The organism is Achromobacter sp. ISS7, assembly GCF_056523125.1.
The window spans coordinates 359774-384473 of record NZ_JAWRZD010000001.1 but is presented as its reverse complement, the minus strand read 5'-3'; the positions used below and the strand labels follow the sequence as shown (position 1 = coordinate 384473).

19 protein-coding genes, 3 tRNA genes and 1 pseudogene are annotated in these 24700 nt (G+C 66.9%); 7 read left to right on the top strand and 16 right to left on the bottom strand.

The window, feature by feature from the left end; all coding sequences use genetic code 11:
- Window positions 1–18 precede the first annotated feature (18 nt).
- On the bottom strand, window positions 19–879 hold the full coding sequence (locus AC1HFW_RS01670; RefSeq protein WP_006393684.1) for a LysR family transcriptional regulator: 861 nt from the start codon (window positions 877–879) through the stop codon (window positions 19–21).
- 107 nt (window positions 880–986) lie between these two features.
- Here AC1HFW_RS01670 and AC1HFW_RS01665 point away from each other — a divergent pair, with 107 nt between their 5' ends.
- On the top strand, window positions 987–1379 hold the full coding sequence (locus AC1HFW_RS01665) for a tautomerase family protein (protein WP_006393683.1): 393 nt from the start codon (window positions 987–989) through the stop codon (window positions 1377–1379).
- 160 nt (window positions 1380–1539) lie between these two features.
- Here AC1HFW_RS01665 and typA read toward each other — a convergent pair whose 3' ends face one another.
- The 8 genes from typA to scpB form a co-directional block, all read right to left on the bottom strand.
- Window positions 1540–3363, bottom strand: coding sequence for a translational GTPase TypA (gene typA, locus AC1HFW_RS01660; RefSeq protein WP_006393682.1), 1824 nt, complete (start codon window positions 3361–3363; stop codon window positions 1540–1542).
- The gene (gene truB, locus AC1HFW_RS01655; protein WP_035360110.1) at window positions 3360–4109 is read right to left on the bottom strand and encodes a tRNA pseudouridine(55) synthase TruB; all 750 of its coding nucleotides are present in this window, start codon (window positions 4107–4109) and stop codon (window positions 3360–3362) included. Before truB ends, typA begins: the two co-directional genes overlap by 4 nt.
- 39 nt (window positions 4110–4148) lie before the next feature.
- Complete coding sequence (gene rbfA / locus AC1HFW_RS01650; RefSeq protein WP_006388333.1) at window positions 4149–4550, bottom strand: 30S ribosome-binding factor RbfA; 402 nt, start codon at window positions 4548–4550, stop codon at window positions 4149–4151.
- Between the two features lie 23 nt (window positions 4551–4573).
- Entirely contained in the window at window positions 4574–7624 is a 3051-nt protein-coding gene (gene infB, locus AC1HFW_RS01645) for a translation initiation factor IF-2 (protein WP_104021573.1), read from the bottom strand.
- Between the two features lie 92 nt (window positions 7625–7716).
- The gene (gene nusA, locus AC1HFW_RS01640; RefSeq protein ID WP_006396231.1) at window positions 7717–9195 is read right to left on the bottom strand and encodes a transcription termination factor NusA; all 1479 of its coding nucleotides are present in this window, start codon (window positions 9193–9195) and stop codon (window positions 7717–7719) included.
- On the bottom strand, window positions 9192–9695 hold the full coding sequence (gene rimP / locus AC1HFW_RS01635; protein WP_006396230.1) for a ribosome maturation factor RimP: 504 nt from the start codon (window positions 9693–9695) through the stop codon (window positions 9192–9194). The genes nusA and rimP overlap by 4 nt, the downstream gene beginning before the upstream one ends.
- 502 nt (window positions 9696–10197) lie before the next feature.
- Entirely contained in the window at window positions 10198–11988 is a 1791-nt protein-coding gene (gene rluB / locus AC1HFW_RS01630; RefSeq protein ID WP_479281582.1) for a 23S rRNA pseudouridine(2605) synthase RluB, read from the bottom strand.
- 35 nt (window positions 11989–12023) lie between these two features.
- Window positions 12024–13250 (bottom strand): SMC-Scp complex subunit ScpB, encoded by a 1227-nt coding sequence (scpB, locus tag AC1HFW_RS01625; protein WP_479281581.1) that lies wholly within the window; start codon window positions 13248–13250, stop codon window positions 12024–12026.
- Window positions 13251–13318: 68 nt separating this feature from the next.
- Here scpB and AC1HFW_RS01620 point away from each other — a divergent pair.
- Window positions 13319–13395 (top strand) — tRNA-Met (locus AC1HFW_RS01620).
- A 721-nt stretch (window positions 13396–14116) separates the two neighbouring features.
- On the opposite strand, the gene AC1HFW_RS01615 is transcribed toward AC1HFW_RS01620, so the two are convergent.
- The 4 genes from AC1HFW_RS01615 to AC1HFW_RS01600 all read right to left on the bottom strand — a co-directional run bounded on the left by AC1HFW_RS01615 (window position 14117) and on the right by AC1HFW_RS01600 (window position 17754).
- Window positions 14117–15016, bottom strand: a complete 900-nt coding sequence (locus AC1HFW_RS01615) for a LysR family transcriptional regulator (RefSeq protein ID WP_085943751.1) — start codon at window positions 15014–15016, stop codon at window positions 14117–14119.
- A gap of 146 nt (window positions 15017–15162) precedes the next feature.
- Window positions 15163–16170 carry a CobW family GTP-binding protein gene (locus AC1HFW_RS01610; protein WP_241075028.1) on the bottom strand — a complete coding sequence of 336 codons (1008 nt, stop codon included), beginning with the start codon at window positions 16168–16170 and terminating at the stop codon, window positions 15163–15165.
- Between the two features lie 28 nt (window positions 16171–16198).
- The gene (gene zigA, locus AC1HFW_RS01605) at window positions 16199–17470 is read right to left on the bottom strand and encodes a zinc metallochaperone GTPase ZigA (RefSeq protein WP_479281580.1); all 1272 of its coding nucleotides are present in this window, start codon (window positions 17468–17470) and stop codon (window positions 16199–16201) included.
- A gap of 208 nt (window positions 17471–17678) precedes the next feature.
- Window positions 17679–17754 (bottom strand) — tRNA-Asn (locus AC1HFW_RS01600).
- Between the two features lie 211 nt (window positions 17755–17965).
- Here AC1HFW_RS01600 and AC1HFW_RS01595 point away from each other — a divergent pair.
- The 4 genes and pseudogenes from AC1HFW_RS01595 to AC1HFW_RS01580 all read left to right on the top strand — a co-directional run bounded on the left by AC1HFW_RS01595 (window position 17966) and on the right by AC1HFW_RS01580 (window position 21695).
- A tRNA-Thr gene (locus AC1HFW_RS01595) sits at window positions 17966–18041 on the top strand.
- A 137-nt stretch (window positions 18042–18178) separates the two neighbouring features.
- Window positions 18179–18837 (top strand): annotated as a pseudogene (locus AC1HFW_RS01590) (response regulator).
- Complete coding sequence (locus tag AC1HFW_RS01585) at window positions 18834–20177, top strand: ATP-binding protein (protein WP_241068706.1); 1344 nt, start codon at window positions 18834–18836, stop codon at window positions 20175–20177. The pseudogene AC1HFW_RS01590 and the gene AC1HFW_RS01585 overlap by 4 nt, the downstream one beginning before the upstream one ends.
- A 63-nt stretch (window positions 20178–20240) precedes the next feature.
- On the top strand, window positions 20241–21695 hold the full coding sequence (locus AC1HFW_RS01580; protein ID WP_479281579.1) for a DegQ family serine endoprotease: 1455 nt from the start codon (window positions 20241–20243) through the stop codon (window positions 21693–21695).
- A gap of 58 nt (window positions 21696–21753) precedes the next feature.
- Here AC1HFW_RS01580 and maiA read toward each other — a convergent pair whose 3' ends face one another.
- Genes maiA through AC1HFW_RS01565 form a run of 3 tightly spaced genes read right to left on the bottom strand, consistent with a single transcriptional unit; the run spans window position 21754 to window position 23902 of the window.
- Window positions 21754–22398: a maleylacetoacetate isomerase gene (maiA, locus tag AC1HFW_RS01575; protein WP_006393671.1), complete on the bottom strand. Its 645-nt coding sequence runs from the start codon at window positions 22396–22398 to the stop codon at window positions 21754–21756.
- A 50-nt stretch (window positions 22399–22448) separates the two neighbouring features.
- Window positions 22449–23426, bottom strand: a complete 978-nt coding sequence (gene ispH, locus AC1HFW_RS01570; RefSeq protein WP_006393670.1) for a 4-hydroxy-3-methylbut-2-enyl diphosphate reductase — start codon at window positions 23424–23426, stop codon at window positions 22449–22451.
- Window positions 23426–23902, bottom strand: coding sequence for an FKBP-type peptidyl-prolyl cis-trans isomerase (locus AC1HFW_RS01565; protein WP_175142229.1), 477 nt, complete (start codon window positions 23900–23902; stop codon window positions 23426–23428). Before AC1HFW_RS01565 ends, ispH begins: the two co-directional genes overlap by 1 nt.
- A gap of 51 nt (window positions 23903–23953) precedes the next feature.
- Here AC1HFW_RS01565 and radC point away from each other — a divergent pair, with 51 nt between their 5' ends.
- Window positions 23954–24631: a RadC family protein gene (gene radC / locus AC1HFW_RS01560; protein WP_035360103.1), complete on the top strand. Its 678-nt coding sequence runs from the start codon at window positions 23954–23956 to the stop codon at window positions 24629–24631.
- Window positions 24632–24700 lie beyond the last annotated feature (69 nt).

Sequence of the window (24700 nt, the reverse complement as noted above, 5' to 3'; positions counted from 1 at the left end):
GGCCGCGCCGAGGCCGGCTCAACGCAGCGCCCGCTCGATCGCCTCGCGCGCCTGGCCGATGAAGGGGTCTTCGCCCGGCCGCGGCGGCAACAGGCGGAATTCGACGTCGGGCAATGGCGGCAGGCCCGGCGCCTGCAGGCGGCCGATGCCGGGCGTCAGCGCCGACTCGTTCAGGCAGGCCACGCCCAGCCCCGCCGCGATCGCCAGTTGCAGCCCTGCCACGCCCGAGGCCACATGCGCCACCGCGTACGGCACCGCGCGCCGCGCCAGCAACCGCTCGGCGTACTGGCGCAACGCGCAGGTCTCGGGCAGCGCCAGCAGCGGCAGCGGCGCCACCGGCGCCGGCGCGCCCTCGGCCGCCATCCACAGCAGCGATTCGCGCCGCAGCAACGGCCCCTGCGGCCGCCCTTTCGACGCGCCGCGCTCCTGGATCACCATCGAGATGCCGACATCCACTTCGCCGCGTTCGTAAGCCGCCTCGATCGTGCCGCTCTTCATGATGGTGACGTGCATGCGCACCTGCGGATACTGCTCGTTCAGGCGCCGCAACAGCCGCGCCACGTCGCCGGGACGGAAGTAATCGGTGATGCACAGCCGCAATTCGCCGCGCAGCGCCACGCCGCGCAGGTCGCGAAAGGCCTCGTCGCTCAGCGCCAGGATGGCGCGCGCATGCGCCAGCAGGCGTTCACCGGCGGGAGTGGCGATCACGCCCGCCTTGCCGCGGATCAGCAGCGGCTGGCCGGCCCGCTCCTCCAGCTTGCGCATCTGCTCGCTGACCGACGACTGCGACAGGAACACCTTGGGCGCGGCGGCGGTCAGGCTGCCCGCGTCCAGCACCGCCACCAGGGTGCGCAGCTGGTCGAGATCAAATCCGGACATGACTTATCCAACGTTTTATACGATGGATGAAATCGTAAATTCCCGCTTTTCCGATGTCAATGCAGTCCCTACACTGGCTCCATTCCCCCTCACCCAAGGAGCCTGTCATGCCCCACATCGTCATCCACGTTTCCGGCCAGCCCGATGCCGCCCGCAACCGCCGCATCGTCGATTCGGTCGCCAGCCTGACGCAATCCGTGCTCGGCAAGAAGCTGCCGGTCATCGCCATCACGCTGCAGCACATCCCCCACGACCAGTGGTTCATCGGCGCGCGCCCCCTGTCGGAACTGGGCAAGAACGCCTTCCACCTGGACATCAGCGTCACCGACGAGACCAACACCAAGGCCGAGAAGGCGCGCTTCATCCAGGAGATCTACGCGGCCTTCGGCGAAATCCTGGGCGAGCTGCACGAATGCTCCTACGTGCACGTGATCGACGCGCGCGCCGCGGCCTATGGCTATGGCGGCAAGACGCAGGAATACCGGCACCAGCACGCCTGAGACCCGCGCGCCGCGGCGCCGGCTGGCGCGGCAAGGCCGCCAGGCTTCGCCGCGCCGCCGGTCGATCACCAGCCGGCGATCGACGGAAAAAAAAGCCGCACACCCCGAAAGGTGTGCGGCTTTTCCGTTTTCAGCCGCGGGGCAGCAGCCCCGCTTCGCCTCAGACGGCGGATTCGCGCGCGGCGCGCTTGCGGTCGTTTTCCTGCAGGTGACGCTTGCGCAGGCGGATCGACTTGGGCGTGATTTCGACCAGTTCGTCGTCGTCGATGAATTCCACGGCGTATTCCAGCGACATCTGGATCGGCGGCACCAGGCGCACGGCTTCGTCGGTGCCCGAGGCGCGCACGTTGGTCAGCTGCTTGCCCTTGATCGGGTTCACGACCAGGTCGTTGTCGCGGCTGTGGATGCCGATGATCATGCCTTCGTACAGCGCATCGCCCGGGTTCACGAACATGCGGCCGCGATCCTGCAGCTTCCACAGCGCGTAGGCCACGGCGTCGCCGTTGTCCTGGCTGATCAGCACGCCGTTGCGGCGCTCGCCGATCGAGCCTTCCTTGATGGGCGCGTATTCGTGGAAGATGTGACTCATCAGGCCGGTGCCGCGCGTCAGCGTCAGGAACTCGTTCTGGAAGCCGATCAGGCCACGGGCGGGGATCAGGTATTCCAGGCGGGTGCGGCCACGGCCGTCCGGCTGCATGTCCTGCAGATCGCCCTTGCGGCGGCCCAGCTCTTCCATCACGCCGCCCTGGTGGGCGTCTTCGACGTCGATGGTCAGCGACTCGAACGGCTCGCACTTCACGCCGTCGACTTCCTTGAACACCACGCGCGGACGCGACACGGCCAGCTCGTAGCCTTCGCGGCGCATCGTTTCCAGCAGAATCGTCAGGTGCAGTTCGCCGCGGCCCGACACTTCGAACACGGTGTCGTCGCCGGTGTCGCGCACGCGCAGCGCCACGTTCGACTTCAGTTCGCGGTCCAGGCGGTCGCGCAGCTGGCGGCTGGTGACGAACTTGCCTTCACGGCCGGCCAGCGGCGAGGTGTTGACCATGAAGTTCATGGTCAGCGTCGGCTCGTCGATGCGCAGCATCGGCAGCACTTCCTGCGTCACCGGGTCAGTCACGGTGCAGCCGATGCCGAGGTCTTCGATACCGTTGATCAGCACGATGTCGCCGGCTTCGGCTTCATCCACCACGATGCGCTCCAGGCCGTGGAACTTCAGCACCTGGTTGATGCGGCCGCGGCCGCCCTGGCCATCGGGACCGAACTTGTACGCCACATCCATGCCGGGACGCATGCGGCCGCGGTTGATGCGGCCCACGCCGATCTTGCCGACGTAGCTGTTGTAGTCCAGCGAGATGATCTGCATCTGCAGCGGGCCATTGGGATCGTCGTCACGCTGCGGCACGTGCTGCAGGATGGCTTCGAACAGCGGACGCATGTCGCCCTCGCGCACGTCGGCGGTCAGGCCGGCGTAGCCGGACAGGCCCGAGGCGTACACCACCGGGAAGTCCAGCTGCTCGTCGGTCGCGCCCAGCTTGTCGAACAGGTCGAAGGTGGCATTGATGACGAAGTCGGTGCGGGCGCCCGGACGGTCGACCTTGTTGACCACCACGATCGGCTTGAGGCCCAGGGCCAGCGCCTTGCGGGTCACGAAGATGGTCTGCGGCATCGGGCCTTCGACGGCGTCGACCAGCAGCAGCACGCCGTCGACCATGGACAGCACGCGCTCGACTTCGCCACCGAAGTCCGCGTGCCCCGGGGTGTCGACGATGTTGATGTGCGTGCCTTCGTATTCAACGGCACAGTTCTTGGCCAGAATCGTGATGCCGCGTTCTTTTTCCAGGTCGTTCGAGTCCATGACCCGTTCGGTCAGCGCCTGGTTTTCGCGGAAGGTGCCGGATTGGCGCAGCAGCTGGTCGACCAGGGTGGTTTTACCGTGGTCCACGTGGGCGATGATGGCGACGTTGCGCAAGGCGCGAGTCATAGCGAGTCCTTTAAGGTGGTGGCGGGCAGCAAGCCCGCCGGCAATTCGTTCAGTGCAAGCAATGCCTGCTTGGGGTCTGGCATCGCCTGCAAGGCATCCAGCGCAACGGCGCGTTCCAGAGAAAATGGCCCGACGTGCGTGCGCCGCAGCGCCGCCAGGTGGGCGTAACAGCCCAGCGCGCGCCCGATGTCCTGGGCCAGCGTCCGGATGTATGTGCCTTTACTGCAAGCCACATCGATCTCTGCCTGCGTCCCGTTCAGGGACAGCAGCTCGATGCGGTAAATCGTAATCTGCCGCGGCGGGCGTTCCAGTTCGATGCCCTGCCGCGCGTATTCGTACAGCGGCTTGCCGTCGCGCTTGAGCGCCGAATACATGGGCGGAATCTGCTCGATCGTGCCCGAGAAACGTGACAGCGCTTCGCGCAGGGCCTGTTCCTCGACCACGAAACCGGGCGCGGCGGTGGACACCACGTTGCCGGTCAGGTCGCCCGAGTCGGTTTCTTCGCCAAATTGAAGCGTAGCGCGATATGCCTTGTCGGCGTTGAGCATCGCGCCGGAAATCTTGGTTGCCCGACCCATGCAGCACACCAGCAGGCCGGTGGCGAAGGGGTCGAGGGTGCCGGTATGGCCGGCTTTCGCCGCGTCCATGGCACGCTTGGCGCGTTGCAGCGCGTGATTGCTCGACAAACCTACGGGTTTGTCGAGCAACAGCACACCGTCGAGCGCAAGCCCGCGTCGTTTAGCCATCGTCGGAATCCGGAAATTAAAGCAGTGACGACAGCCCGATCAGGACTGGTCTTCAGGTTCGTCGGGCACGCCCGAGTGCGGGCCGGGCCGGTTTGCGCGGTCGATGAGGATCGACATTTCGATACCACGGGCAATCTGCTCGTCGTGGAAGAAACGCAAAGTGGGGACAGTATGAATGTGCAGCAGCTTGTACAGCTGGGAGTGCAGCCAGCCGGCCTTCTCGTTCAGCAAGGCGGTCGCGGCCTCGGGCTCGGCGCCCAGGACCGTGAAATACACCTTGGCATGCGCGTAGTCGGTCGACAGTTCCACACCGGAGAGCGTGATCAAGCCAGCGCGGGTCGTGTCGATCTCGCGCTGGATGATCCCGGCCAGATCCTTCTGGATCTGGTCGGCCAGTCGCAGATTGCGACCGGGGATGGCTTTGGACTTGTGACGGCTCATTAGAAGCAATGCCTCGCGACGCCTTACAGCGTACGCGCGATTTCCTTGATTTCAAAGACTTCCAGCTGGTCGCCCACCTGGATGTCGTTGTTGCCGCGCAGCGTAAGACCGCAATCGAAGCCCGACTTGACTTCCTTGACGTCGTCCTTGAAGCGGCGCAGCGAATCGAGCTGGCCGGTCCACTGGACCACGTTGTTGCGCAGCAGGCGGACCTGCGAATCGCGACGCACCAGGCCGTCGAGCACCATGCAACCGGCGATGTTGCCGATGCGGGAGATGCTGTAGACCTCGCGGATCTCGACCAGGCCGATGATCTCTTCCTTCTTCTCGGGCGCCAACATGCCCGACATGGCTGCCTTCACTTCGTCCACGGCGTCGTAGATGATGTTGTAGTAGCGCACGTCGATGCCGTTGGTCTCGGCCAGCTTCTTGGCGCTGGCTTCGGCGCGGACGTTGAAGCCGATCACCACGGCGTTCGAGGCGATCGCCAGGTTGATGTCGCTTTCCGAGATGCCGCCCACGGCCGCGTGCACCACTTGCACACGGACTTCGTCGGTCGACAGCTTGGTCAGCGACTGCACCAGCGCTTCCTGCGAACCCTGCACGTCGGTCTTGACGATCAGCGCCAGGGTCTGGGTGCCTTCGCCCAGGTTGTCGAACATCGATTCCAGCTTGGCGGCCTGTTGGCGGGCCAGCTTGACGTCGCGGAACTTGCCCTGGCGGAACAGCGCGATTTCGCGCGCCTTGCGCTCGTCGGACAGCACCATCAGCTCGTCGCCGGCGGCCGGCACTTCGGTCAGGCCCTGGATTTCCACCGGGATCGACGGGCCGGCGGCCTGGATCGGCTTGCCGTTCTCGTCGAGCATGGCGCGGACGCGGCCGAAGCTGGCGCCAGCCAGCACCACGTCGCCACGGTTCAGCGTGCCGCTCTGGACCAGGATGGTCGCGACCGGGCCGCGGCCCTTGTCCAGGCGGGCTTCGATCACCAGGCCCTTGGCGGCCGAGTCGACCGGAGCCTTCAGTTCCAGCAGTTCGGCTTGCAGCAGCACGTTCTCGAGCAGCGCGTCGATGCCCTCGCCGGTCTTGGCCGACACCGGCACGAACGGCACGTCGCCGCCGTATTCTTCCGGCACCACTTCCTCGGCGACCAGCTCTTGCTTGACGCGCTCGGGGTTGGCGCTGGGCTTGTCGATCTTGGTCATGGCCACCACCATCGGCACGCCTGCGGCCTTGGCATGGTGGATGGCTTCACGCGTCTGCGGCATCACGCCGTCGTCGGCCGCGCAGACCAGGATGACGATGTCGGTGGCCTTGGCGCCACGGGCACGCATGGCGGTGAACGCCTCGTGGCCCGGGGTATCCAGGAAGGTCACCATGCCACGCTCGGTTTCCACGTGGTAGGCGCCGATGTGCTGCGTAATGCCGCCGGCTTCGCCCGCGGCGACCTTGGCGCGGCGGATGTAGTCCAGCAGCGAGGTCTTGCCGTGGTCGACGTGGCCCATCACGGTCACGACCGGAGCGCGCGGCAGCTGTTCGGCTTCCGACACGCTGGCGGTTTCGTCCAGGAAGGCTTCCGGATCGTCGAGCTTGGCGGCGATCGCCACGTGGCCCAGTTCCTCGACCACGATCATGGCCGTTTCCTGGTCCAGCACCTGGTTGATGGTGACCATCTGGCCCAGCTTCATCAATTGCTTGATGACTTCGGCGGCCTTGACGGACATCTTGTGGGCCAGGTCGGCCACGCTGATGGTTTCCGGCACGTGCACTTCACGCGCGATGAATTCCTGCGGCGCGGGCTCGTTGCGGCGGTCGTTCTGCTGGTTGCGGCCACCACGGCCGCCACTCTTGCCACCGCCCTTGCCGCCGGCACGCCAGCCGTCACGGCTGGCCGGCGCCGCCGGCTTGTCGGCCGGCTTCTTGCGCGAGGCGTCATCCGACCAGGTCGAGGCGACCTCGGCCGTCTTGATGGTCTTCTTGGTGCCGGGCGCGGCGGGCTTGGCGTCCTTCTTGGCGCCAGGCGCGGCGCCGGGCTTGCCGGCCGGCTTGTGCAGCGTGCCCGAGATCGGGGCGGCCGCCGCGGCGGGGGCTTCCGGTTCGGGAGCGCGCAGCACCTTGCGCGGGCGGTTCAGCATTTCGCGCAGCGCGGCGGCTTCGGCCTCGGCGGCACGGCGGGCCTCGTCGCGGCCGGCGCCAGTGGCGGAGGCGGCGAGCGGCGGGCCGGCGCGGCGGTTGTCGGCGCGGTTGCCGACCTTGGCGGCGGGCGCAGCGGACTCGACCGGCTTGGCGGCGGATTTGACGGATTCAGACTTCGCGGCAGGCGGCACCTGCGCGACAGGCGCGGCGGCCTGGGATGACGATGGTTCGGACGTATTGGCTAGCACAACGGGTTCCGGCTTGGCTTCTTCAGCCTTGGGCTCGGTGGATTCAGTCTTGACTTCGGGCTTGGCCTCTTCGGCCACGGGCTCGGCAGGAGCGGGCGCCGGCGTCGGTTCCGGTTCAGGCTGGGCCTGGACTTCGGCGGCGGGAGCCGCGACGGGGGCGGGCACTTCGGCCGCGACGGATTCAACAGGCGCGGGCGCTTCAACCGGCGCGGGCGCTTCTACAGCAACGGGCTCTTGCACCGGGGCCGGAGCGGGAGCCTGGACCGGCGCGGCATCGCGCGGTTCGACCGGCGCGGCCACTTCGGACGCGACGGGTGCGGACACCTGCTGGGCTTCTTCCGCGCCCGCTTCCTCTTCGGCGCGAGCGGCGGCGGCTTGCTCAAGGGCGATTTCGGAGGGATCACGCTTGACGAACACGCGCTTCTTGCGAACCTCGACCTGGATGGTACGCGAGCGGCCGGTGGCGTCAGCCTGGCGGATCTCGGAGGTCTGGCGGCGCGTCAGGGTGATCTTCTTGCCTTCGGTCGCGCCGTGGGCGCGACGCAGCGATTCGAGCAATTTCGCCTTGTCGCTGTCGGTGACGGAATCGTCCACCGATTTGAGGTCAACGCCAGCCGAGCGCAGCTGTTCCAGCAGCACATTGGCAGGCATTTTCAGCTCGGTAGCGAACTGGGCGACGGTGTTACTCGACATTAGGCTCTCTCTTCCCTATATGCAGCTATTACAAACAACGTGAACATGCGGCGGACTTGACGGCCATCCGCCGCAGACCCGTGTCCTTTTGGTTATTCTTCATCGAACCAATGGGCGCGGGCACGCATGATGAGGTCGCTGGCTTCCTGCTCGGTCAGGCCGGCGATTTCCGCCAGTTCGTCCGTCGCCAGTTCGGCCAGATCATCACGCGTATGCACTTGACGCTCGGCCAGCTTGGCGGCCAGTTCGGGCGTCACGCCTTCGAGTTCAAGCAAATCCTGCGCCGTTTCAAGGCGCTCTTCCTGGGCGATGGCCTCGGTCAGCAGCGCATTGCGGGCACGGGCGCGCAACTCGTTGATGGTGTCTTCGTCGAACGCCTCGATCTCCAGCAGTTCCTGCATGGGGACGTAGGCGATTTCCTCGATACCGGTGAAACCTTCGTCGATCAGGATGTCGGCGACTTCCTCATCGACGTCCAGCTTGTTCATGAACGTGGTGCGCAGGCCCGAACGCTCGACTTCCTGGCGGTTCAGGCTTTCTTCCGGCGTCATGATGTTGATCTGCCAGCCGGTCAGCTCGGAAGCCAGGCGCACGTTCTGGCCCTTGGCGCCGATCGCCTTGGGCAGGTTTTCCTCGTCGACCACCACGTCCATCGCGTGCTTGTCTTCGTCCACCACGATGGACTCGACGTTGGCCGGCGCCAGGGCGCCGATGACGAACTGCGCGGGATCTTCCGACCACAGCACGATGTCGACCTGCTCGCCGCCCAGCTCGTTGCGCACGGCGGTCACGCGCGAACCGCGCATGCCGACGCAGGTGCCGATGGGGTCGATACGCTTATCGTATGCCACCACGGCGATCTTCGCACGCACGCCGGCGTCGCGAGCGGCCGCCTTGATCTCGAGCAGACCCTGCTCGATCTCGGGCACTTCATTCTCGAACAGCTGGCGGATGAACTCGGGCGAGGTGCGCGACAGGATCACCTGCTGGCCGCGGGCCGCATGGTCGACGCGCAGGACGAACGCGCGGACGCGGTCGGCGACCCGGAGGTTTTCCTTCGGGATCATTTCGGAGCGCGGCAGGCGCGCTTCGATCTTGCCGGTCTCGATGATGGCGTCGCCCTTGTCCATGCGCTTGATGGTGCCGGACACGATGGTTTCGCCGCGGTCGAGGAAGTCGTTCAGGACCTGCTCGCGCTCGGCGTCACGGATCTTCTGCAGGATCGCCTGCTTGGCGGCCTGGGCGCCGATACGGCCGAACTCGATCGGCTCGAGCGGTTCCTCGATGTACTCACCCACCTGGATGTTGGGCACGATCTCGACGGCGTCCGACAGCATTTCCTGCTTGTCGGGTTCTTGCAGGCCCGCTTCGTCGGGCACCACCAGCCAGCGGCGGAAACCTTCGTGGTCACCGGTTTCACGATCGATGGCAACACGAATGTCCGCATCATCCTTGAAGCGCTTTTTCATGGCCGAGGCCAGCGCGCTTTCCAGCGCCCCGAACACGACATCACGCGTGACGTTCTTTTCACGCGCCAAGGCATCGACCAACAGAAGAATTTCGCGACTCATCGCTTTTTGCCCTTGAAATCCAGAACGGGGTCCAGTTTTGCACGCTCGATATCCTCGACCGTGAAATTCAACACCTGGACTTCGTTCTTTTTTGCCTCAAATTCGAGACCGAACACGGTCTTGTGCATCCCAGCCGCGGCGTCCGGAGCTGCGGGCGCGTCCTCGGGCACGGTCAACGTGCCGGAAAAGACCTTGCGTCCGTCCAATGCCTCGCGCAGCTTGATCTCGATGCGTTCGCCTGCGAAACGGCGGAATTCGGCCTCGTTGCGCAGCGGGCGGTCAATGCCCGGCGAACCGACTTCCAGCCGCTTGTAGTCGATGTTCTCGACCTCGTACACCCGCGACAATTGGCGGGACACTTGCTCGCAGTCTTCGATGCGCACACCGCCGACCCGATCGATCGTGACGCGCAAAAGGCCCAGCGCGGCACGTTCGACGTCGACGAGTTCGACGTCCATGCCGGCCAGTGCCTCTTCGGTCAATGCGAATAAATCAGCCATATACTCAAAAAAAATGGGCTGCACGCCCAGCCCACCGTATTGCACAGTGCCCAGCCGCCACCCTACTGCACGTAAGGAGCAATGCTGGGCAGTGCCCTATATTGCGACCTAAATTTCGGCTCGCGCCGCCCTTGCGACGCACCCGCCAACTCCGCGGGGGCAGTCAGCCCAAACCCGTTTCACCGAGACCACTTGCGCCGCAAAACCACTGCGACCACATGGGTTCCAGCCATGAAACCGGCCAACGGCCCATCTGACGACCCGTCAGCGACCCGCCTGCCCAGACAGTCCGTACAACCCGCGCATCCATGAAAAACGCCGCATGAGCGGCAAACCAACGGCGCGAACCGACAGGCCAACGGCGTTAACGGACAGACGCGAAGCCATGAAAACCATTGATTTTACCAGATAAACCGGAAAAACGCCTGATTCGTCACGGGCTTACGTTTATGTGGGACGGATCGAGCCAGCGGCGCCGCGTAGACGCCGCTATGGCGCGGGTTTAACGCCCCCGGCCGCCCCGGCCACCCATCACGCCCAGGCGCGATTCATGGGCCGACGCGCCGCGCGGCTGCCAGTCGTCGCCACGGGGCGACGCCGCATTGCGGGCCGCGCGCGGCTTGCCACCGGCGCCCGGGCCCTTGTTGCCGCCGCCCGCACCACCACCACCACCGGCGCGCGGACCATCAGCCTTGTTGCCGCCACGGCCTGCGCCCGCCGGCTTGCCACCGCGAGCGGCATTGCCGCCACGCGCGGCCGCCGGCTTGCCGCCGGGCTTGCCACCAGCCGGCTTGCGGCCAGCGCCTGCCGGTGCATCCACCGCGCCCGTCGCCACGGCCGGACCATTGGCGGCCGCGGCACGCGCGCCGCGCGGCTTGCCGCCGCCCGCCTTGCCACCCGCGCGACCGCCCGGCTTGCCACCGCCACCCGCGCCGCCACCCGCCGCGCCGCGGCCACCCGCGGGCTTGCCGCCCTTGCGGTTGCCGGCGGCTTCGCCCGCCAGGGGGTGACCGTTGGCGTAGCCGCCAGCGATCATCAGACCGGTACCAAAAGGATCGGACGGACACGCCGCCGCCTGGCCGGCGCTGCCGGCACGGCCGCCCTGGATCTTGCCGCGGCGGCCGATACGGGCGCCGTTCATGCCATTGCGATCCATCGTGCCAAAGCCCGGGGGCAAGGCGCTGTCATGCGACTGCGGTTGCTTGGAACGGCGGCGGTTGCCGCCAGATTCGTCGTCTTCACGCAACAGGCCCAGCTGCACCATCAGCGCGGTGACCAGCGAGGCGTCCAGCTCTTCCCAGCGGCCACGGCGCAGCGTGCGCGGCAGCACCACATCGCCGAAGCGGGTGCGGATCAGTCGGCTGACCGTCACGCCCACCGCCTCGAACATGCGGCGCACTTCGCGGTTGCGCCCTTCCTGCAGGGTCACGCGGTACCAGCGGTTGCTGCCGTCGCCGCCCAGGTAATCGAGCGCGCCGAACGCGGCCACGCCGTCTTCCAGCTCGATGCCGTCGACCAGCGACTGGCGCTGCGCTTCGTCCATCTCGCCCAGCACGCGCACCGCGTATTCACGCTCGGTGCCGTAACGCGGGTGCATGATGCGGTTGGCCATGTCGCCCGAGGTCGTGAAGATCAGCAGGCCTTCGGTATTCAGGTCGAGGCGGCCGACCGACAGCCACTTGCCGGTGCGCAGCTTGGGCAGGCGCGCGAACACGCTGGCGCGGCCGCCCGGATCGTCATGACTGACGATCTCGCCGGCCGGCTTGTGATACAGGATCACGCGCGGCGGCTTCTTGGTGTTGGTGCGCATGATGGGCTTGCCATTGACGCGCACCTGGTCGTTCGGGCCCACGCGCTGGCCGATATGGGCCGGCTCGCCGTTGACCGACACGCGGCCGGCGACGATCAGCTCTTCCATCTCGCGGCGCGAACCGATGCCGGCGTCGGCCAGCACCTTGTGCAGCTTCGGCATCACCGCTTCGCTGTTCAGGTACTTGCCCAGGCGCTGCTCCATGCGGTCAGCGGTTTCCAGGTACGACAGGGCCTGCTCGGCTTCCTGCTCGCCGCCGCGGCTGTCCGCGCTGTCGGCGGCAGCCTGGGCGGGCGCGGCGGCCTGCCCTTCGGCAGCCGGCGCCTGCTCGGCGGCGGCGTCGCCGCGACGGCGGCGGAACGGGGTGCGCAGCTTGCGGCCACGGCCGCGGGCCTCGCCTTCGGCGGCCGGCTCGCGGCCGGCGGAAGCTTCCGCCGGCGCATTGGAAACGGCGTCATCCGGACGGGGATTGTCGTCCTGCATTGCTGTATTCGTTGTCACTGGGACAGCTCCGAATTTCAAACTTGGGGAGGCCTGCCGGTGGCAGGCGCATCATCATCTGGGGACTCCGGTTCGCGCTCAGCCTCGGGCTGAGCGGAATCCGGCTCGGCAGGCTCCGCCACGGCGGAGCCGGTATCAGGCTCAAACGGCCCGGCGCCAGGCACCAGGGGTTCGGCCTCGTCTATCGGTTCGGTCGGTTTCGCGCTTTCCGCGTGCTCGACAAGTTCATCCGCGGCGCCGGATTCGGCGCGTGCGTCGGAACTGCCAGTCTCTGCGGGGTTTTCGGACAACCCGCTATGCGCCTCTTGGGCGGCATCCACACCCGGCGCATCGGCTTCATCGAAGCGCCCGGCATTCTCGATGCCCACGGATGGCGCATCGGACAAGCTTTCGGCTTGCGCCCGGACGGTGGAATCGTCTGCGGGAATCGCGTCTTCTTCTGAGCGCGAAAGCGGGGATTCTACGCCATCATCCGCCGCGATGGGAGCGCCGTCGTCCGAAACAGACAATTCCGCCCCTGGAATACTGGCTTGCACGCCAGCCTCGACAAGGGTGCCCTGCCCTTCGCCATTATCGGCGACGGCGGCGATTGCCACGCCCTCGACGGACTCCGCGCCTTCGACGGAATCGGCGACATCAACGGCATCAGCGCCTTCCGCGGCGTCGGCGGCATCCGCCAACTGCTGCACTTCGCCCAGGTCCAGGCCAGCCAGCGCGGCGGCGGCATGCGTGGATTCCAGCGCGGGCAATTCGTCCAGCGCGCGCAGGCCAAGGTCATCGAGGAACTGGCGCGTGGTGCCGAACAGGGCCGGGCGGCCCGGCGCGTCGCGGTGGCCGATGACTTCGATCCAGCCGCGGTCTTCCAGCGCCTTCACGATGTTCGACGACACGGTCACGCCGCGGATGTCCTCGATGTCGCCGCGCGTCACCGGCTGGCGCCAGGCCACGATGGCCAGGGTTTCCATCACCGCGCGGGAGTACTTCGGCGGCTTCTCGGGATTGAGTCGTTCCAGGTAGCGCTGCATGTGCGGGCGACTCTGGAAACGCCACCCCGTCGCCAGCTGCACCAATTCCAGGCCGCCATCGGCCCAGTTGTTCTGCAGCGTTTCCAGCAACGTGCGCAAGGCGCTGTTGTCGAATCGTTCATCGTCCCCGAACAGCTTGCGCATTTCGGACAGTTGCATCGGCTGCACCGCGCAAAGCAGCGCGGTTTCCAGCACGAGTATCGCCTCGCTATCGTTCATCGAGATTCAAATTCAAAAAGGGCTAACTTGCGTTAGGTTGAAAATAAGGCTACTATTCTTTTCTCAGACGCGGGGTGGAGCAGTCTGGCAGCTCGTCGGGCTCATAACCCGAAGGTCGTAGGTTCAAATCCTGCCCCCGCAACCAAATTGATCAAGGCCTGGCGAATGCGCCGGGCCTTTTTCATTTGCGGCCGGCATGTTGAAAACAAATACGTTGAAAACACGCAGGGCGCCATCGGCCAAGGCAAGCCCGCGCCAGGCAGCGACCCGCGCGGCCGCCCGAACCGCGCCATGGGCGGGACGGCTACAGACAGCGCTGGTTTGCGTATTTCTCACGAGAATCCTGTATTTACCACCAACCGCCGCGGGCTCGCGCGGCGATACTCACGCCATTCAAGATGGGCTGCGCGCAGCCCCCGGCCATGGCGGGGACAAATCCATCCGCGACGGATTCGTTCAAGCAAAATCTGGAAAGCTGGCAAATGCGCCAACACGCCTGCGGAACACGCCACCCTTTGGCGCCATTCCCGCGGCAACCGACATTGCGGTAATCGATATTGCGGTATTCGAGATCAAGGACCTGAATCGTCAGGCATTGGCCAATGGCATCCTGCGCCTGCGGCCGTCATCCGGAAAATCCGGTGCGCCTCTCCCCTGGTGCTCCTGGCGCCCGGCCCTGCGGGGCACTGGCCTGACAAGCCGGAACCCGATACGCCGGAACCACGATTCTTAGATATTTTCCAAGACTGCATGCTGGCGGACGATGGCAAAGGCTCTGATGCACAGCGCCCGGCCCGTCGAGGCAGCACCCAAATTATACCGTTATATACCCCGCCCTCAACCCGGCGCCTCGAAGCGAGGACGGCTTAGGACTGATCCCAAGGGGCCGGCCCCAGCCGTTCCACCAGGAAATCCAGCATCGAACGCAGGATCAGGGGCATCTGCCGGCGTGACGCGTAGACGCCGTAGATGCCGAGTTCCTGCGGCTTGGCCTGCGGCAGAATGACCTTCAGGCGCCCCTGCGCCACATACTCGGCGGCGTAGTAAGTTGGCAACATCGCGACGCCGGCGCCTTCCAGCGCCGCCTGCAGCAGCACCGACACTTCGTTGGCGCTGATGTTGCCGCTGACCGGCACATCGACCGGCACGCCCTCGCGCTCGAAGCGCCACAGGCTCTTGCCGAAATAGGAGTGCGTCAGGCAGTTGCGCAGCGACAGGTCCTCGACCCGCGCCGGCTCGCCCTCGCGCTGCAGGTAGTCGGGCGAGGCGCAGACGATCGAACGGCAGACGGCCAGCTTGCGCGCGATCAGGTTCGGATCCAGGTCATTGGTGATGCGCACGGCCAGGTCGACCCGTTCCTCGACCAGGTTGACCGTCCGGTCGACCAGCATCAGGTCCACCGAGGTGCCCGGATGCAGCTTGACGTAGTCGGTGATGACCCGCGCCAGGTGCCGGGAGCCAAACGACATGCTGGTGGTCATGCGCAACAGGCCGCGCGGCGTATCCTCGGGCGTGGAGACCGCGCTGCGCAGGTCGCCCACCATGTCGAGCATCTGACGGCAGCGCGGCAGCGTCTCGGCGCCGGCCGGCGTCAGGCTGAGGCGGCGGGTGGTGCGATGCAGCAGGCGCACGCCGACCCACTGTTCCATTTCGGCCAGGTAGCGCGACACCATCGCGCGCGACATATCCAGATGAACCGCCGCCGCCGACAAACTACCCCTGTCGGCGACCTCGACGAATACCTGCATCGCTTTCAATCGGTCCATGATTGTCTCGATTCTTGCACCAGACTTTCTGGTTATACCGTATTTCCATGCATTTTCAGCACATGAAATGACGGCCATCCAGCCATTTCAAGACAATCGGCAGACGCGCGCCGGCCTCGCCAGCGAGCGGCGCCTCGCCCGGCCCGTCAGGCGGGGAACTGGCCCAACGCCGCGCACACCTCGGCCCGCACCGCATCCACATCCGCGCCCCTGACGATATAGACCAGCCGCGACAGGCGGTCATCGCCCGGCCACTGTGGCAAGGCCCGGATCGGATAGAGCTCGCCATGGACGCCATGGACTTCGCAGGGCAAGGCCTCCCCCTCGAAACACACCAACCCCTTCATCCGCAACAAGGCAGGGCCGAACCGCTCCTGCACGCGCGACACACCCGCCAGGAAGGCGGCGCGCCCGATCGGCGCGACCAGCGTCAGCGAAAAGCTCGCTACCTGCGCGTGGCGCGCGGCCATCGGCTTGGCGAACGCCCGCAGCCAGCCCGCCAGGTCGGCGCCGTCGCGCCGCGCCTGCGTGTCGGGCCCTTCCAGCAACGCGCCGACCAACGGCGCATCGGTGCGCTGCACGCAGCGCCGCGCGCCCGGATTGACCGCGGCCACGGCCTGCTCCACCGCGCGCAATTGCGCGGCGTCCGCCAGGTCGGATTTGCTGAGGACGACCGTATCGGCCAGGGCCAGTTGCCGCAGCGCTTCCGGCTGCGTCTCCATCTGCTGCGGCCCGTGGCGCACGTCGACCACCACGATGGCGCCCTGGTAGGCATAGCGCTCGGCCAGGAAGCGGTCGTGCTTGAGCGTGAAGAGCACCGGCGCCGGATCCGCCAGGCCGCTGGTCTCGATCAGCACCCGGCGAAACGGCTTGATACGGCGATTGAGCGCCAGCATGAACAGCTCGCGCAGGGTATCGGCCACCGCCCCGCTGACCACGCAGCACAGGCAGCCGCCCTCGATCAACACGATGTTGTCCTGCGCTAGCCGGACCAGGTGATGGTCCACGCCGATGTCGCCGTATTCGTTGACGATGACCACCGCGTCGGCATAGGCCGGCTCACGCAGCAGGCGATTGAGCAGCGTCGTCTTGCCGCTGCCCAGGAACCCCGAAATCACCGTCACGCCGATGCGCTTGTCGCCTTCCGCTGCCATCACCCCACGGGCTCTCGCCCCGCCCTCGCTATTGCGCCGCGCCCCAGATGGGGAACGGATCCCGAATCGTAGCCAATTCGATCGCCGGGCGGGTCATTTCTTCCTGCGTCATCAGGCAGGCCTGCAGCCGCGCCGCCAGCGCCGGCTGGTCCATGCCGATGCCGATCAGCACCAGTTCCTGGCAGCGGTCGCCATAGATGGGATCCCAGTCGGCCACGATGCGGGCGCGCGACTCGACGTCCTCCGGCCAGCGCTCGCGGGGCAGCGCGGCCCACCAGTACCCGGCCGCTCCATGGCGCGTGACGGGGCCGGCCTGCGACCAGGAGGCGGCGAACGCGGGCCGCGTCACCAGCCAGAAATAGCCCTTGGAGCGCACCACGCCGGGCCATTCCTCGTGAAAGCAGTCCCACAGGCGCTGCGGATGGAACGGCCGCCGCGCGCGGAACACGAAGCTGCCGATGCCGTACTCCTCGGTTTCCGGCGTGTGCTCGCCGCGCAGCACCTTGAGCCAGCCCGGCGCCTGCGCCGCTTCCTCGAAGTCGAAGCGCCCCGTATCCAGCACGCGCGCCAGCGGCACCTGGCCAAACTCGCCGCGCACGATGTCGGCGCGCGGATTGAGCTGGCGCAGGATCGCCTCGAGCCGCTCCAGTTCGTCCGCCGCGATCAGGTCGGTCTTGTTCAGCACCATAACGTCGCAGAACTCCACCTGCTCGATCAGCAGGTCGACCACGGTGCGCTCGTCTTCCTCGCCCAGCGTCTCGCCACGCGCGGCCAGGCGATCGTGGCTGGCGTAGTCGCGCAGGAAATTGAAGGCGTCCACCACGGTGACCATGGTGTCCAGCCTTGCCACGTCGGACAGGCTGAGGCCATCCTCGTCGCGGAAGGTGAAGGTCTCGGCCACCGGCAGCGGCTCCGAGATGCCGGTGGACTCGATCAGCAGGTAGTCGAAGCGCCCCTCGGCGGCCAGGCGGCGGATCTCGATCAACAGGTCCTCGCGCAACGTACAGCAGATGCAGCCGTTGCTCATTTCCACCAGTTTTTCGTCCGCCCGCGACAGCGCCGCCCCGCCCTCGCGCACCAGCCGGGCATCGATGTTGACGTCCGACATGTCATTGACGATGACCGCCACGCGCCGCCCTTCGCGGTTGTTCAGCACATGGTTGAGCAAGGTGGTCTTGCCCGCGCCGAGAAAGCCCGACAGCACCGTCACCGGCAGGCGCGCGTCCGACCGCGCCAATGCCGAACCGGGCTCCACGCCCAGCCCCTGCTCCAGCCCCACACCCTCGCCATTCGTCCGCATGATGCCCCACCAAAAAGAAATGTTATTACATAACAAATCTTACGCGCGCCCAGCCCCCGGAAGCAAGGCCGCGATGATCGGGCGCGGGTAACAACAACGAGGGGAGGATGACGGGCCAGCCAGGCCTGGCCTGAATTTCGCCAAACGGACAAGCCGCGCGATAAAAACCAAAAGGGCCACTCACTTGCGTGAGTGGCCCTGAATTCTTTGGCTCCCCGAGCTGGGCTCGAACCAGCGACCTGCGGATTAACAGTCCGTCGCTCTACCGACTGAGCTATCGGGGAACTGCTAAGAAACGAGATTATGAAGGAAAAATTCGAAGTGTGCAAATCGGATCTTTTTTCGCGCCACACGCTTCCCAAGTTTCCCATCGCCAAAAAACTCTGATATGATTTCGGTCTTTCCAGATCAGGCCCCATAAACAGGGCATGAAACGGGGAAGAGAAGATGTTTTGCTTGAACTTCTGGCTTGCCGGAAACGAAGCAAATGGTCTTGCCGGCATAGCTCAGTTGGTAGAGCAGCGCATTCGTAATGCGAAGGTCGTAGGTTCGACTCCTATTGCCGGCACCAGGATTCAAAAAGCAGCCCCTCGGGCTGCTTTTTTCATTTCCGCCTCCGGCGCGATCGATCGCGCGCCCCGCCCCGCCGGGAACTCCGGCCGCGCGCCCGGCGTCCAACCCGCTGGACACCTTGGGGGGACGACAATCATGCGCATCCTTCTCGTTGAAGACGACACCATGATCGGCGAAAGCGTGCTGGACTGCCTGCGCGCGGAACACTACGCCGTCGACTGGGTCAGGGACGGCCACGCGGCCGAACTGGCCCTGCGCACCGACCCCTACGACCTCGTGCTGCTGGACCTCGGCCTGCCGCGCCGCGATGGCCTGTCGCTGCTGCGCGATCTGCGCGGGCGCAAGGACCGCACGCCGGTCCTGATCGCCACGGCGCGCGACGCCGTCAGCGACCGCATCGCGGGCCTGGACGCCGGCGCCGACGACTACATCGTCAAGCCCTACGACGTCGATGAATTGCTGGCGCGCATGCGCGCCCTGATCCGCCGCAGCGCGGGCCGCGCCGAACCGGTGTTCGAGCACGACGGCATCATCATCGACCCGCAGTCGCACGCCGCCACGGTCGACGGCACGCCCGTGCCGCTGACCGCGCGCGAATGGGCGGTGCTGGAACCGCTGATCGCCCGCCCGGCATGATCTTCTCGCGCGCCCAGCTCGAGGAAAAGCTGTACAGCTGGAAAGACAGCGTCAGCAGCAACGCGGTCGAGGTTTATATTCATGGCCTGCGCAAGAAACTGGGTCAGGACCTGATCCAGAACGTCAGAGGCGTCGGCTATGTCATTCCCAAAACATGAGCATCCCGCTTAGCTATTCGCTGCGGGCCCGGTTGCTGTTCTTCCTGCTGGCCGCGATCGCGGTCGGCGCCCTGGTGCAGGGCGCCATCGCCTATCGCAGCACGCTGCAGCAGGCCGACGACATCTTCGATTCGCTGCTGCAGCGCACCGCGCTGTCGCTCGGCACCGGCGACGGATTGCTGCGGATGGGCCCCTCCCATGCCAAGGGCTCGGCCACGCCGATGGCCGACGACCTCATCATCCAGATCTGGACGCCGGATGGCGTGCGCGTGTTCAACTCGCGCTCGCGCCGGCCCCTGCCCGACCAGATCATCCTGGGTTTCGCCGACGCCGAAGTCGAAGGCAGCACCTATCGCGTCTACTCGCTGGCCACGCCATTCCAGGTGATCCAGGTCGCACAGGACATGCAGGTGCGCAAGCGCATGGCGGGCGCGCTGGCCTGGCGCACGGTCGCGCCGATCGCGGCGGCGGCGCCGCTGCTGATGCTGATCGTCTGGTGCGTGGTGAGCTGGTCGCTGCGGCCCGTCAAGCGCGCCCGGGCGCAGGTGGCCGACCGCCGGCCCGAGGACCTGTCGCCCATCAACGTGCCCGACCTGCCCGATGAGATCCGGCCGCTGATGCAGGAACTGAACCTGCTGCTGGAACGGATGCGCGGCGCCTTCGCGCAGCAGAAGCAATTCGTCGGCGATGCCGCGCACGAGCTGCGTTCGCCGTTGGCGGCGCTGAACCTGCAACTGCAATCGCTGCGCCGCGCCAGCGACGACGACAGCCGCCGCGTCGCCGAGCAACGGCTGGCGGCGGGCATCGAGCGCGCCACGCGGCTGGTGGAGCAATTGCTGTCGATGGCGCGGCACGAGAACAACGCCGAGCAGCCGCCCGCTGAAGCCGTGGACCTGGCCGACGTGGTGCGCCTGGCGCTGTCCGAGACGCTGCCCGCGGCCAACGCCAAGGACATCGGCATTGAGTTGCAGGGCGCGCCGCAGGCCATGGTGCGCGGACGCCGCGACGACCTGGTGCTGCTGGCGCGCAACCTGCTCGACAATGCCATCAAATACACCCCCGCCGGCGGCCGCATCGAGATCCGGCTCGACACGCCCCCGGAAGGCGCCCGGCTGCTGATCGACGACAACGGCCCCGGCATCCCGCCGGCCGAGCGCGCCCGCGTGTTCGACCGCTTCTACCGGCTGGAAGGCAACGCCCAGCCCGGCAGCGGCCTGGGGCTGGCGATCGCCCGCGCCATCGCCCAGCGCCATGGCGCTGCCATCACGCTCGAGGACGTTCCCGGCGGCCCGGGCCTGCGGGCCCAGGTGGCGTTTCCGCCCGCGCAGGCGCCGACTTAAGATTCACCTAAGTGTCAGGCCCGAAGATAGCGCCATGTCCCCACACATGACGCAGGAGCCGACATGAAGACCTCGCAGATGAACCCCTCGCGCCTGGTGCTGGCGCTGCTGGCCGCCGGCGCGATTGGCGGCGCGGGCGCCACCGCCGCGTTCGGCGGCATTTCGATGGCGGCCAGCGCGCCGTCCGCCGTGGCAAGCGCCGCCGCCACTACGCCGGGCGCCCCTACGCCGGGCGCCCCCAACTTCGTGCAGATCACGCATGACTACGGCCCCGCCGTGGTCAACATCAGCATCAGCGGCACGCGCAAGGTGTCCGATGACGACGACGATCCCTTCGCCCAGTTCTTCGGCCAGATCCCCGGCGCGCGCGGCGGCATGCCGTCGCGCGAGGTGCCGATCCGCGGCGAGGGCTCGGGCTTCATCGTCAGCAGCGACGGCGTCATCCTGACCAACGCCCACGTCGTGCAAGGCGCCAAGGAAGTGACCGTCAAGCTGACCGACCGCCGCGAATTCCGCGCCAAGGTGCTGGGCGCCGATCCGCAGACCGACGTGGCCGTCATCAAGATCGACGCCAAGAACCTGCCGGTGGTGAAGGTCGGCGACGTCAACCAGTTGCAGGTGGGCGAATGGGTGCTGGCCATCGGCTCGCCCTACGGCCTGGAGAACACCGCCACCGCCGGCATCGTCAGCGCCAAGGGCCGCTCGCTGCCGGACGACACGTCGGTGCCGTTCATCCAGACCGACGTGGCGGTGAACCCCGGCAACTCCGGCGGCCCGCTGTTCAACGACCGCGGCGAAGTCGTCGGCATCAATTCGCAGATCTACAGCCGCACCGGCGGCTTCCAGGGCCTGTCGTTCTCGATCCCCATCGACGTGGCGTACAAGATCAAGGACCAGATCCTGGAACACGGCAAGGTGCAGCATGCGCGACTGGGCGTGACGGTGCAGGAGGTCAACCAGGACCTGGCCAACTCGTTCAAGCTCGATACGCCGTCCGGCGCGCTGGTCTCCAGCGTCGAGAAAGGCAGCGCGGCCGAGAAGGCCGGTCTGCAGCCCGGCGACGTGGTGCGCAAGATCAACGGCCGCACCATCGTGTCGTCGGGCGACCTGGCGTCGCTGATCACGCTGGCCACGCCGGGCGAGAAGATCACGCTGGACCTGTGGCGCAACGGCGCCCCCAAGGAAGTCGTGGCGACGCTGGGCGGCGTGCCGAAGGACCGGACGCAGACCGCCGGCGACAGCCGCGACGTGCAGAAGGGCCAGCTTGGCCTGGCCTTGCGCCCGCTCTCGCCGCAGGAGCAGGAAGCGGCGGGCACGCAGGGCCTGTTGATCGAGCAATCGGCGGGTCCGGCCGCCAAGGCCGGCATCCAGCCGGGTGACGTGCTGCTGTCGCTCAATGGCGTGCCGGTGCACAACATCGGCCAGGTCAAGGACGCGCTGTCCAAGGCCGGCAAGACGGTGGCGCTGCTGGTGCAACGCGGCGAAGACAAGATCTTCGTGCCGGTGCAGTTGGGCTGAGCCCGATCGACAGGCGGGCGGCGGGCCGGCCGGGAAGAGATCCCGGCCGGCCCGCGCCTCATTCGGCGTCGGGCTGCTTGCCCGGCGCGGCGGCGTCGAAGGCCGGCAAGGCGCGGCAGGCGGCGTCGATGCGCACGACCGTCGGCATCGCGCTCAGGTCGCATTCGAAGCGGCGCGCGTTGGCCACCTGCGGCACCAGGCACAGGTCGGCGATGGTCGGCGTGTCGCCATGGCAGAACGCGCCGGTGGCGGCCGAGCCAGCCAGTTGCGCTTCCAGGGCTTCCAGCCCCTGGCGCACCCAATGCTGGTACCAGGCCGTCTTGGCGGCCTCGTCCACGCCCAGCGTGTGCTTCAGGTACTTCAACACCCGCAGGTTGTTCAGCGGATGGGTATCGCAGGCGATGCCCAGCGCCAGGTCGCGCACGCGCGCGCGGCCGATCGGGTCGGCAGGCAGCAGCGGCGCCTGCGGATGCGTTTCCTCGAGATACTCGATGATCGCGAGCGACTGGCCGATGACCGCGTCGCCATCGACCAGCGTGGGCACCAGCGCGGTCGGATTGACCTTGCGGTAGTCGGCCGACAACTGCTGGCCGCCGTCCTTGAGCAGGTGCACCGCCAGGTATTCGTACGGCAGGCCCTTCAGGTTCAGCGCGATGCGCACGCGATACGCGGCCGAGCTGCGGAAATAGCTGTACAACTGCATGAGGTCTCCTCGATTCTTGTTCTGGACGACGCCCGCGCGGGGCGTCGCGCCTATTCCAGCGATTCGGTCTGCGCGGCCTTGCGCGACAGCCCCTTGGGCAACGGGAACGCCACGTTCTCTTCCAGGCCCGGCATGGTGCGCACCGACACGGCGCCCAGTTCCTTGACCCGCGCGATCACCTGCTGCACCAGGATCTCGGGCGCCGACGCGCCGGCGGTCACGCCGATGCGCTTGCGGCCCTCGAGCCAGGCCGGGTCGATGGAATGCGCGCCGTCGATCAGGTACGACGCCACGCCCTTGCGGTCCGCCACTTCGCGCAGGCGGTTGGAGTTGGAGCTGTTGGGGCTGCCCACCACCAGCACCAGGTCGCATTCGGGCGCCAGCACCTTGACCGCGTCCTGGCGGTTCTGGGTGGCATAGCAGATGTCGCTTTTCTTGGGCTCGACGATGCTGGGGAAACGCGCTTTCAGCGCCTTCGAGACGGCCGCGGCGTCGTCCACCGACAGCGTGGTCTGCGTGACGTACGCCAGGTTGTCGGGGTCGGTGACCTGCAGGCCGGCCACGTCCTCGACCGTCTCGACCAGGTACATGCCGCCCTGGGCCTGGCCCAGCGTGCCCTCGACTTCCGGATGGCCCTTGTGGCCGATCATGATGATCTCGCGGCCGGCCGCGCGCATGCGGGCCACCTCGATGTGCACCTTGGTCACCAGCGGGCAGGTGGCGTCGAACACCTGCTGCCCGCGCGCCTCGGCTTCGGCCCGCACCGCCTTGGACACGCCGTGGGCCGAGAACACCACGATGGCGCCGGCGGGCGCATCGTCCAGTTCGTCGATGAAGATGGCGCCCTTGGCGCGCAGGTCTTCGACCACGTAGCGGTTGTGGACGATCTCGTGGCGCACGTAGATCGGCGCGCCGTGCAGTTCGAGCGCGCGCTCGACGATGTCGATGGCGCGATCGACGCCGGCACAGAAGCCGCGCGGCTGCGCCAACAGGACTTCGGCGCCGGCGGCGGTGACAGCCTGGCTCATCAGAGGACTCCCAGCAGCGCCACGTCGACCCGCAAGCTGATGCCCGCGAGCGGGTGGTTGAAATCGAACAACGCCGATTCCTCGTTGATTTCCTTCAGGACGCCCGAATAGCGGCCGCCGTTGGGCGCCGCGAACTCAACCAGGTCGCCCGGCTCGAACGTGGCGTCGGCGCCGGCGTGCTCGGCGAGCATCTTGCGCGTGACGCGCTGGATCAGCTCGGGGTTGCGGTCGCCATAGGCGTCGGCCGGCTCCAGCGTGACGCTGAAACGGTCGCCCTCGGCCTTGCCCAGCAAGGCGGTTTCCAGGCCCGGCGCCCATTGGCCGCTGCCCATCTGCAACGTGGCCGGACGGCCGTCGAAGGTATCGGTGAACACCGAATCCTTGCCGGGGCCCGAAGCCAGGGTGATGCGGTAATGCAGCGTCAGGTAGGAGTCCGGACGGACCAAAACATTCATTTCGTTAGAGGCGATGCTCAAGATCTGCCACCGTATTCAGACAGTAAGTGAACCCTGATTTTAGAGCCTCTTATGAAATTGTCTGTCCGGGTGTCCAAACACGAGCGTCCCCGCGAGCGCCTGCTGCGGCTGGGCGCCTCGGCGTTACAAAATACCGAGCTGCTCGCCATCGCCCTGCGCACCGGGGTGCCCGGGCTGAATGTGCTGGATCTTTCCAGCCAGTTGCTGGACCGGTTCCGCGGCCTGCGCGGGCTGCTGGGCGCCACCCCGGAAGAGCTGCTGACCGTGTCCGGCCTGGGCACGGCCAAGGCCTGCGCCCTGGCGGCGATCCTGGAACTGGCCAAGCGCGCCATCGAGGAGGAACTGACGCTCGCCAGCACCCTCGACCATCCGTCACGGGTGAAACAATATTGCAAGGTCACGCTGGCCCACCGCCGGGTCGAACACTGCATCGCGCTCTACCTGGACAGCCAGCTGCGGCTGATCGCCAGCGGCGAGCTGGCCCGCGGCACGTTGTCGCAAGCCTCGGTCTATCCGCGCGAGGTGGTGCGCGAGGCCCTGCGCCATCACGCGGCGGCGCTCATCATCGCCCACAACCACCCGTCCGGCCTGGCCCAGCCCAGCGCGGCCGACCTGGCGTTCACGCGCCACCTGAAGCAGGCGCTGGCGCTGGTCGACATCGCCCTGGTCGACCACCTGATCGTCGCCGGCGACGACGTCTCCTCGATGGCGGAACATGGCCGCCTCTGACAGGCTGCGCACGCGGCGGGAATTCGTTAGACTACGGCCCGATATTGTTTTAGGCTTAACCTAATTTCC